This is a genomic window from Halomonas sp. OfavH-34-E (assembly GCF_024124525.1).
Taxonomy (GTDB): domain Bacteria; phylum Pseudomonadota; class Gammaproteobacteria; order Pseudomonadales; family Halomonadaceae; genus Halomonas; species Halomonas litopenaei.
Map to the genome: position 1 here is coordinate 1 of NZ_JAMXRY010000085.1, position 9,275 is coordinate 9,275.

The 9,275-nt window shown below is 63.9% G+C and carries 10 protein-coding genes and 1 rRNA gene; 6 read left to right on the forward strand and 5 right to left on the reverse strand.

From position 1 onward, the window contains the following. Nucleotides 1-92: ribosomal RNA gene (gene rrf / locus NH448_RS22475) — 5S ribosomal RNA — on the forward strand; the annotation flags it as partial. 557 nt (nt 93-649) lie between these two features. Here the strand turns inward: rrf and NH448_RS22480 are convergent. The 3 genes from NH448_RS22480 to hisC form a co-directional block, all read right to left on the reverse strand. Beyond that, complete coding sequence (locus NH448_RS22480) at nt 650-1,642, reverse strand: 2-hydroxyacid dehydrogenase (protein WP_045994653.1); 993 nt, start codon at nt 1,640-1,642, stop codon at nt 650-652. A 66-nt stretch (nt 1,643-1,708) separates the two neighbouring features. After that, nucleotides 1,709-2,113, reverse strand: coding sequence for a VOC family protein (locus NH448_RS22485; protein ID WP_045994654.1), 405 nt, complete (start codon nt 2,111-2,113; stop codon nt 1,709-1,711). 49 nt (nt 2,114-2,162) lie between these two features. Further along, the gene (hisC, locus tag NH448_RS22490; RefSeq protein WP_253029503.1) at nt 2,163-3,218 is read right to left on the reverse strand and encodes a histidinol-phosphate transaminase; all 1,056 of its coding nucleotides are present in this window, start codon (nt 3,216-3,218) and stop codon (nt 2,163-2,165) included. A 136-nt stretch (nt 3,219-3,354) separates the two neighbouring features. Between hisC and NH448_RS22495 the strand changes: the two genes are divergently transcribed. Both NH448_RS22495 and NH448_RS22500 read left to right on the forward strand, forming a co-directional pair. Beyond that, nucleotides 3,355-4,251: an AEC family transporter gene (locus tag NH448_RS22495; protein WP_045994656.1), complete on the forward strand. Its 897-nt coding sequence runs from the start codon at nt 3,355-3,357 to the stop codon at nt 4,249-4,251. Between the two features lie 101 nt (nt 4,252-4,352). Beyond that, entirely contained in the window at nt 4,353-4,808 is a 456-nt protein-coding gene (locus NH448_RS22500) for a copper resistance protein NlpE N-terminal domain-containing protein (protein ID WP_045994657.1), read from the forward strand. Between the two features lie 151 nt (nt 4,809-4,959). Here NH448_RS22500 and NH448_RS22505 read toward each other — a convergent pair whose 3' ends face one another. Both NH448_RS22505 and NH448_RS22510 read right to left on the reverse strand, forming a co-directional pair. Continuing rightward, entirely contained in the window at nt 4,960-5,685 is a 726-nt protein-coding gene (locus tag NH448_RS22505; RefSeq protein WP_045994658.1) for a PspA/IM30 family protein, read from the reverse strand. Nucleotides 5,686-5,690: 5 nt separating this feature from the next. Then, the gene (locus NH448_RS22510; protein WP_253029504.1) at nt 5,691-5,960 is read right to left on the reverse strand and encodes a YiaA/YiaB family inner membrane protein; all 270 of its coding nucleotides are present in this window, start codon (nt 5,958-5,960) and stop codon (nt 5,691-5,693) included. A gap of 190 nt (nt 5,961-6,150) precedes the next feature. Between NH448_RS22510 and NH448_RS22515 the strand changes: the two genes are divergently transcribed. The 3 genes from NH448_RS22515 to selD all read left to right on the forward strand — a co-directional run. Next, the gene (locus NH448_RS22515) at nt 6,151-6,927 is read left to right on the forward strand and encodes a helix-turn-helix transcriptional regulator (RefSeq protein ID WP_045994660.1); all 777 of its coding nucleotides are present in this window, start codon (nt 6,151-6,153) and stop codon (nt 6,925-6,927) included. Between the two features lie 46 nt (nt 6,928-6,973). After that, complete coding sequence (radA, locus tag NH448_RS22520) at nt 6,974-8,350, forward strand: DNA repair protein RadA (RefSeq protein ID WP_045994661.1); 1,377 nt, start codon at nt 6,974-6,976, stop codon at nt 8,348-8,350. Nucleotides 8,351-8,501: 151 nt separating this feature from the next. After that, nucleotides 8,502-9,275: selenide, water dikinase SelD (gene selD / locus NH448_RS22525; RefSeq protein WP_253029505.1), on the forward strand; the 774-nt coding region annotated here is incomplete at its 3' end.

The following is a 9,275-nucleotide window of genomic DNA, read 5'->3' on the forward strand; positions in this document are numbered from 1 at the left end:
CCACCTGATCCCTTGCCGAACTCAGAAGTGAAACCGCTCAGCGCCGATGGTAGTGTGGGGTCTCCCCATGCGAGAGTAGGTCATCGTCAGGCATTTATTCAGAAGAAGCCCGGTTATCGAGAGATAATCGGGCTTTTTCGCATGCATGGGAAGGCCCCGCTTTTTATTTGTGGGGCCGCGCCGATAACCCCCTCGGCGCGGTCCGGCCGCTCGCAGGCTCGCGTCGTTCGTCACCCCTTGCAGCTTCGCTGCAAACCTTGGGGTGACTCACCCCCATGCGAGCGACCTTGCTGTCTAAGCGTCATCGTCAGGCATTTATTCAGAAGTAGGCCCGATTATCGAGAGATAGTCGGGCCTTCGTTTTGTAAAGAGCGCATGCATGGCTCTCTACAAGTTCAGCCCCTCTCTTTATATGTGGGGCCGGGCCGCCGCCCCCTCGGCGCGGTCCGGCCTGGCTCTTCTCAAGGGCGGGCTCGCGTCGTTCGTCCCCCCCTTGCGGCGTTGCCGCAGCCCTTGTAAAGAGCGCTGGGGTGACTCACCCCCATGCGAGCGACCTTGCTGTCTAAGTGTCATCGTCAGGTATCTATTCAAAAGAAGGCCCAACTCCAAGAGGAGTCGGGCTTCTTTTGTTCAGGGCAGCGTCGACTCTCTAGAGCTGACAGTGCTGATCGAGAGAACGCCCTTCCTCGAAGGCGGCGAGGCTTTCCAGCGTGGTCGATGCGATCTCGCTCAGGGCTTCCCGGGTGAAGAAGCCCTGGTGGCCGGTGACGACGACATTGGGGAAGCTGATAAGGCGGGCAAAGACGTCGTCCAGCGGGATGTCGTCGCTGCGGTCCTCGAAGAACATGCCGGCTTCCTGCTCGTAGACGTCGAGACCCAGGTAACCGAGCTTGCGACGCTTGAGTGCCTCGATACAGGCGCGTGTGTCGACCAGGGCGCCGCGGCTTGTGTTGATCAGCATCACCCCGTCCTTCATTCGGGAAAAGGCCGACTCGTCGATCAGGTGGTGGGTGTCTGGGGTGAGCGGACAGTGCAGCGAGATGATGTCGCTGTGTGCCAGCAATTCATCGAACTCGACCTGCGCGATGTCGGCTTGGTCGGGGATGCGGATGGGGGCTGGGTCGGTGACCAGCACGCGGCAGCCAAAGCCGCTCAGGATACCCGCCAGGGAGCGGCCGATCTGGCCGAAGCCGACGATCCCGACGGTCTTGCCGGCGAGGTTGAAGCCGAGCAGGCCATTGAGGTCGAAGTTATCCTCACGCACCCGGTTGTAGGCCTTGTGGATCTTGCGGCTGAGCGTGAGCATCAAAGCGACACAGTGCTCGGCAACGGCGTCGGGGCTGTAGGACGGTACGCGACACACCTGGATGTTAAGCCGGCGAGCGGCGTCGAGGTCAACGTTATTGAATCCTGCGCACCTGAGCGCGACCAGGCGTACCCCTACCACGGCCAAACGCTCGAGCACGGTGCGATCGAGCTCATCGTTGACGAATACGCACACTGCATCGAGTCCCTGGCAGAGGGTCACGGTGCGGGTGCTGAGGCGTTGCTCGAAGTGCACGATACTCAGCTGCGGGTGATGCTCATCGGAAAAGAAGGGGCGTTCGTAGGGCTGAGAGCTGAAGAAGCCTACCTTGAGCATGGTGCTTGCCTCGCGGGTCAGGGACAGTGGCGGAATCGGCTGAAGCGCTGTGTGGTTGCGGTGACGTCAGGCTTGCGTCTCGTAGAGTTCGATAGGTGTTCCGTCAGGGGCTGCGAAGAAGGTGAAGCGGGCACCGGTGAACTCGTCGACTCGGATAGGTTCGGGTCGCGCGCCACGCCGCTTCAGCAACGCGACGCTGGCGTCCAGGTCTGATGTTGCCAGGGCAAGGTGACGAAGACCGCAGGCCTCGGGATAGCTTGGCCGAGGCGGCGGAGAGGGAAAAGAGAACAGCTCGAGCTGGATGCCTCCGGGCAGGGCCAGGTCCAGTTTGTAGCTGTCACGCTCGTGGCGGTAGGCCTCGTTGAGGATGCGGGCGTCGAGCACCTCAAGATAGAAGCGCCGGGCGCGTTCGTAGTCAGCGGTGATCAGGGCGACGTGGTGCACTCCGGTCAACGGCAGACGCTCACTCATGGGGGCCTCTTGCAAAGAAGGGGCGCCGCGCGGCGCCCGATGTTGTGGCCTAGCGACAGAGGTCGCTGAGCACCTCGATCAGCGAGTCCATCTCGTCATCGGTGCCGATGGAAATACGCAGATGATCGCGCAGCGTCTCGGTATTGAAGTGGCGTACCAGGATGCCGCGCTCGCGCAGACCGACGAAAAGCTGGGCTGCGTCGTGCTTGGGGTGTGACGCCAGCACGAAGTTGGTCTGTGACGGTAGCACCTCGAAGCCCAGGTCATCGAGACGCTGGCGAGTACGTTCGCGTGTGGTGATCACCGCCTGACGCGTGGCCTCGAAGTAGTCGCTGTCTTCCAGTGCGGCGATGCCGATGGCGCTGGCCAGGGCGTCCACCGGGTAGGAGTTGAAGGAGTCCTTCACCCGGGTCAGACCCTCGATCAACACCGGTGAGCCCACCGCGTAGCCAAGGCGAAGCCCTGCCAGGCTGCGCGACTTGGAGAAGGTGCCGGTCACCAGCAGGTTGGGGTAGCGCTCGACCAGGGGAACGGCGCTCTCGCCGCCAAAGTCCACGTAGGCTTCGTCCACCAGCACCACGCGGTCGGTGACCTTGTCGAGCAAGGCCGCGATGGCCTCGCGGCCATGGCCGTGACCGGTGGGGGCATTGGGGTTGGCAAAGATCACGCCGCCGCTGTCGCTGGCCAGGGCGTCCAGGTCGACACGCCACTGATCGTCCAGCGCGAAACGCTGGCTGTCGATGTCGTACATGCGGCAGTAGACCGGATAGAAGCTGTAGGAGATATCCGGCATCGCCAGCGGCTTGTCCTGGCGGAAGAAGGCCTGGAAGGCCAGCGCCAGCACCTCGTCGGAGCCATTGCCGGCGAAGACGTTGGCGGAGGTCGTGCCGAGGGCCTGGGCCAGGGCCTCACGCAGGGCGCTCGAGGTGGGGTCCGGGTAGCGCCGCAGATGGTCCGCCGAGAACTCGCGCAGGACCCGTTCCACGCCAGGCGCGGGCGGGTAGGGGTTCTCGTTGGTGTTGAGCTTGATCAGCTTCTCGCGGGGCTGTTCGCCCGGCACGTAGGGGGTCAGTTCCCGAACGTTGGGACTCCACAACTGGCTCATGGTCTCTCGCTTGGCAGGCTTGGCAGAATCGAAGGCTTGATTACCACTTTGGTCATGGTGACCGCTGCCAGAGCCCTGCGCAAGTCGCTGACGTGCTAGGCTGCGAGCGCTGACCGTTTGCCGCCTAAGAGACTCCATGACCGCTCAGATCCTCGCCACTCTGCTACCGGTATTTCTGATTTCGGGGGCCGGTACCCTCTATGGCAAGTTGCGCTCTCCCGACATCCGTAGCCTCAACACCCTCAACATGGAGCTGTTCGTGCCCATGCTGGTATTTGTGGTGCTGGCCGACCGCCAGGCGCCGCTTGAGGACTACGCCTGGCTGGCGTTGGCCGGCGCCGTGGTGGTAGTGGGGTCGGGGCTGCTGGTATGGCCGGTGGTGAAGTGGCTCAGGCTCGAGCCGAAGACCTTTGTGCCGCCGATGATGTTCAACAATTCCGGCAACATGGGCATCCCGCTGCTGATCCTGGCCTTCGGTGAGCAGGCGCTGCCGGCGGCAGTGGTGCTGTTCATCGTCGAAATGCTGCTGCACTTCTCGCTGGGACTGAAGATGCTCAGTCCCCATACGCCGCTGTGGCGCCTTTTGCGCATGCCCATCGTGCTGGCGAGCCTCGCTGGCCTGGCGGTCAATCTGTCCGGGCTTTCGCTACCGGGCTGGCTGCTGGAGGCGATGCATATGCTCGGTGGTGTGTGCATCCCGCTGTTGCTGTTCGCCCTGGGCGTGCGGATGCTCGACATCGACTTCGGTGACTGGAAGACCGGACTGCTCGGAGCGGTGCTGTGCCCGCTTTCCGGGTTATTGCTGGCCTGGCCGTTGATCATGCTGCTTGAACTAGAGGGACTCAAGGCCGCGTCGCTGTGGGTGTTCGCTGCCCTGCCGCCGGCGGTGCTCAACTACCTGGTGGCCGAGCAGTATCGCCAGCAGCCGCATTCGGTGGCGTCGCTGGTGCTGATCGGCAACCTCGGTAGTCTGATCGTGATGCCGATCGTGCTTGGCCTGGTGTTCGCCCACGTGATGCCTCCGGTGTCGTGAGCCGGCAGCGATACAGGGCTGTGCGCAACGAAGCTGGGAGGTTATGCTGTCGGCAGGCTGCCGATTCGTCGGTTCCATGCTCAATGGTTAGGAGGACTAATATGCAACTCAGGACTTTGCTGGCGGGATCCGCCATGCTCGCCCTTTTGGCCGGCTGTGCGAGTGGCCCCAGCGACGAGGGCTCCGGTGGTGAAGCCATCCAGGCGACCTCGGCGACCTACCAGGGGACCCTGCCGTGCCGTAACTGCGACGGCATCGCCCTGACGGTTACCATGGAAGGTGAAGACCAGAGCGCCCCGGCGCAGCGCACCTTCGATCTGACCGCGGCCTACCAGAACCATCCCCAGAATCCGCCGAACGAGAACTACTCCGGCAACTGGGATGTGCTGACCGGTACCGCCGACAATCCGGAGGCCACCGTCTACGAGCTGGTCCCCAACGGTGAAGGCCAGACCTACTACTTCATGCGCGTCAATCCGCAGACTCTGGAGCTGATCGACCCCCAGCGTCGTCGCTTCCAGAACAACGACATGCTGCAGCTGACCCGCCAGCAGTAAGTCGCACGACATGCAAGTGTCGAACACAAAGGGCGGCCCCAGGTGGGCCGCCCTTTGGCGTCTTGACGTGATGGTATTGTGCCGACAGGCCCGCTCGGCACCGCCTGGAGCTGTTTCGAAGCGCTGGCGGTGCTCGCGCTGATCGCAGGGCTCATGCCCCACTGGGCGATTCGCCTGGAACGGCAGCCGCGCTCCCTTGGGCCTTTAGCCGGGCAAGCACACTCCTGGCGTCCATCGATCCCTCGAGGATACCCGACGTCCTGAGGCGTCGATCCAGATCCTGGCCGCTGGCCTCTTCATCCAGCTCCTTGAGGGCCGTCGTGACCTCTGCCTGGTGTTGCTGGGACGTGCGGATTCGTTCGTAGCTGGTTGCAATTTCGTCCATATGTCGCTGGAGCCCGGTACTGCAAGCGCCCAGCTTCCGCCCAAGGCCAGCATTGCCACCTCGCGCCTTGGCCAGTTTCATTTCGCGCTGGTAGTGGCGCAGTGACTGGGCTGCTTGTCCGAGATCCTCGCGCAGGGTCTGTTCCTGTCGCGACAAGGCCTCGGCGTGCTGTCGCTGTGAGGTCAATTGGCTTTCGACCTCGGCGATGCGGCTGGCCACGGCCAAGGCCAGCGCTTCATCGTCCTGTTCGAGGGCCGCGCGAGCCTGGTGCTCTCTGGCTTCGAGCTGCTCGGCCAGTTGCTGGTTGTGGCGCTCGAGCTGTCTGCGTTCGGCGATCAGGCCAGCGAGATCGAGGCGTGCCTGGTGCAAGGCCTGCTCGGCCTCACGGATCTCCTGGGCCATGATCCGCAATGCGTTGGCATCCACCAGCTTCTCTACCGGTTCGTTGGCTGTCGCTCGAACCAGGGTGTGCAGTTTCGTCCAAAGTGACATGGTGGCTACTCCGTGTATTCCTTGAGAAGTTGCTGGGTGCGAGCCTCGGAGATGCGGTTGTGGAAGCGCCGGCTCTCGTGGTCATCGCGTAGCGTCTTGGACAGGGTGATGGTGGTGGAGACCAGAAACAGTGAACACACGCCGAGATAGCTTTTGACCAGCAGGTCGATGGGCGCCATCACGATGCCGACCGCCATGGCGGCCAGCGCGATGGCAAAGGTGACCTTGACGAAGAACAGCCAGCCTGACGAATTGTTGCTCGCTTCATTTTCCATGGAGATCTCCTGCTTACTGGGTGGTGGAGCCGACATCGCCTACCGGGTGTGGCGAGCGCGGCGTCGATGGCACTATGGCGAGGTCGGGGCGCGGTACGCCAGCAGGATCCGGAAGGTAGCGTGTTGTTGAGCCGTGAGTCGCGTATTCTGCTACCTTGGCCGGGGCTTTCGGCGATGAGGGATGTGAGTCATGGCGCAGACGGTGGCGATTGTGGATGCGCTCAAGGCGGCACTGCGGGCCAATGGCGTCACCTATCAGCAGGTGGCGGCGGCGCTTGGCCTGTCCGAGGCCAGCGTCAAGCGGCTGTTCGCCGAGCGCCAGTTTTCGCTGCAGCGCCTGGATCAGGTGTGTGCCCTGGTCGGTCTTGAGATCACAGACCTTGTACGCCAGCTGGAGCCCCAGGTGCTGGTCGACGCGATCGCCCCTGAGCTTGAGCAGGAGCTGGTCTCTGACATGTCGCTGCTGCTGGTGGCCTTCTGTGCGCTTAATCGCTGGCGCTTTGAAGATATCTGTGCGACCTATTCGCTCGGCGAGCCTCAGGTGATAACGCACCTGGTGCGGCTCGATCGTATGGGATTGATCGAGCTGCTGCCGGGCAATCGCATCAAGCTGCTGATCAGCTATGACTTCCAGTGGCAGCCGCAAGGGCCTATCCAGCGCTTCTTCGAGTCCCGGGTCCAGGAGGATTTCCTGGCGTGTCGCTTCGATCGCCCGGGCGAGATAAGACTGTTCGTCAATGGCATGCTGTCGGTGCGCTCCAATGAGGTGATGCAGCAGAAGCTTCGGCGGCTGGCGCTGGACCTTCGCCACTGTCATCAGGAAGATCTGTCGCTGCCGCTCGAGCAGCGCTTTGGTGTCAGCCTGATGATCGCCATGCGCCCCTGGGAGATGGAGGTGTTTCGCCGCTACCGCCGTGTTGAGGACGACAAGTGCTACCCGGGACACGGCGGCAAGCCGCAGTGTTGACCATCGCTGACGAACGAACCCGATTGAACCGATAGAGAGAGGATTCATGGCCAAGGCCAAGAGCGCCTTCGTGTGCACCGAGTGCGGTGCCGAGTACCGCAAATGGCAGGGGCAGTGTTCCAGCTGCCAGGAGTGGAACACCTTGACCGAGGTGCGTCTGTCCTCGCCTGCCAGAAGCGGGTCGAGCGCCGGCGCGACGGCGCGCGGTGGCTACGCCGGCAGCCTGTCGCGTGAGGTGGTGGATCTGGCCAACGTGGATCTGTCGGAGGTACCGCGGTTGTCGTCGACCTTTGCCGAGTTCGACCGCGTACTCGGTGGCGGTCTGGTGCCGGGCTCCGCGGTGCTGCTGGGCGGCCACCCCGGGGCCGGCAAGTCCACCTTGCTGCTGCAGACCGCCTGTAAGCTGGCTCAGGAGCGCAGCGTACTCTACGTCACCGGCGAGGAGTCGCTGTCCCAGGTGGCGATGCGCGCCCACCGCCTGCAGTTGCCGACCCAGGGACTCAAGATGCTGGCGGAGACCAGCGTCGAGACCATCCTGGCGGTGGCCGAGCGCGAGCGCCCCGAGGTGCTGGTGATCGACTCGATCCAGACCATGCATCTGGAGGACATCTCGTCGGCGCCGGGTGGTGTGGCCCAGGTACGCGAATCCGCGGCGGCACTAACCCGTTTCGCCAAGCAGTCCAGCACGGTGCTGCTGCTGGTCGGCCACGTCACCAAGGACGGCAGCCTGGCCGGGCCCAAGGTGCTCGAGCACATGATCGACGCCTCCCTGTTGCTGGAAGGCGGCGCCGATTCCCGCTTCCGTACCCTGCGCGGCCAGAAGAACCGCTTCGGTGCGGTCAACGAGCTGGGCGTCTTCGCCATGCTGGAACACGGCATGAAGGAGGTGAAGAACCCCAGCGCGATCTTCCTTTCGCGTCAGCAGGAGCAGGCCCCCGGCAGCCTGGTGATGGTGGTGTGGGAAGGCACCCGGCCGATCCTGGTGGAGGTGCAGGCACTGCTCGACGAGTCGGCGCTGGGCAACCCGCGCCGCGTCGCGGTGGGGCTGGACGCCAATCGCCTGTCGATGCTGCTGGCGGTGCTGCACCGTCACGGTGGCCTGTTTACTGGCGACCAGGACGTCTTTCTCAACGTCGTCGGCGGGGTCAAGGTGCTGGAGACCAGTGCCGACCTGGCGGTATTGCTGGCGGTGGTGTCGAGCCTGCAGGGCAGGGCACTGCCGCGCGAGCTGGTGGTATTCGGCGAGGTTGGCCTGTCCGGGGAGATTCGCCCCGTGCCGAGCGGCCAGGAGCGTATCGTCGAGGCCGCCAAGCACGGTTTTACCCGTGCCATCGTGCCCCGGGGTAACGCTCCCAAGAACTCCCCGGCGGGGATGGAGGTGGTGGCGGTGGACAAGCTCGCCGACGCCCTCGAAGTGCTGTAACCCCATCCATGAACTGATCACCAGGGCGCCAGACCATACCCTGATCACCGCCGGTTACCCGGGTTGTGATCAGGACGATGGTGACTGCGCCGTGCCGATTCCGCCGGTCCTGCTGGTGTAGAATGGGCCCATCATTGCCAAGGAGACTTCCATGAGCGCCATCCGCTTGACCCAATACAGTCACGGTGCCGGCTGTGGCTGCAAGATCGCCCCCGATGTGCTCGACAGCATCCTGGCCAAGGCCGGTCCGGGAGCGAGCCACTCGAAGATGATCGTCGGCAACCAGGGACGAGAGGACGCCGCCGTCTTCGACCTGGGCGACGGGCGCGGCATGATCAGCACCACCGACTTCTTCATGCCGATCGTCGATGACCCCTTCGACTTCGGCCGCATCGCCGCCACCAACGCCATCAGCGACGTCTACGCCATGGGCGGTGACCCGGTGATGGCGTTGGGCATTCTGGGCTGGCCGCTGGACAAGCTGGGCGCGGACATCGCCGGTGACGTGGTGGCCGGGGCTCAGGCGGTATGTCGTGAGCTGGGCCTGGCGCTGGCGGGCGGCCACTCCATCGATGCCCCGGAGCCGATCTTCGGTCTTGCGGTCAACGGTCTGGTGGAACTCAAGCACCTGAAGCTCAACAAGGGCGCCAAGCCCGGCGATCTGCTGTTTCTGACCAAGCCGCTGGGGGTGGGCATGCTGACCACGGCGGAGAAGCAGGGGCTTCTGGAAAGCGGTCACCATGGCCTGGCGCGGGAAACCATGCTGATCAGCAACCGTATCGGTGCCGCCCTTGCGCGCATCGAAGGGGTGCGTGCGATGACCGACGTCACCGGCTTTGGCCTGGCTGGCCACCTGTCCGAGGTGTGCGCGGCCAGTGGCGTGGCGGCTCGCATCGACTTTCGCCGCCTGCCGCGCCTGGCCGAG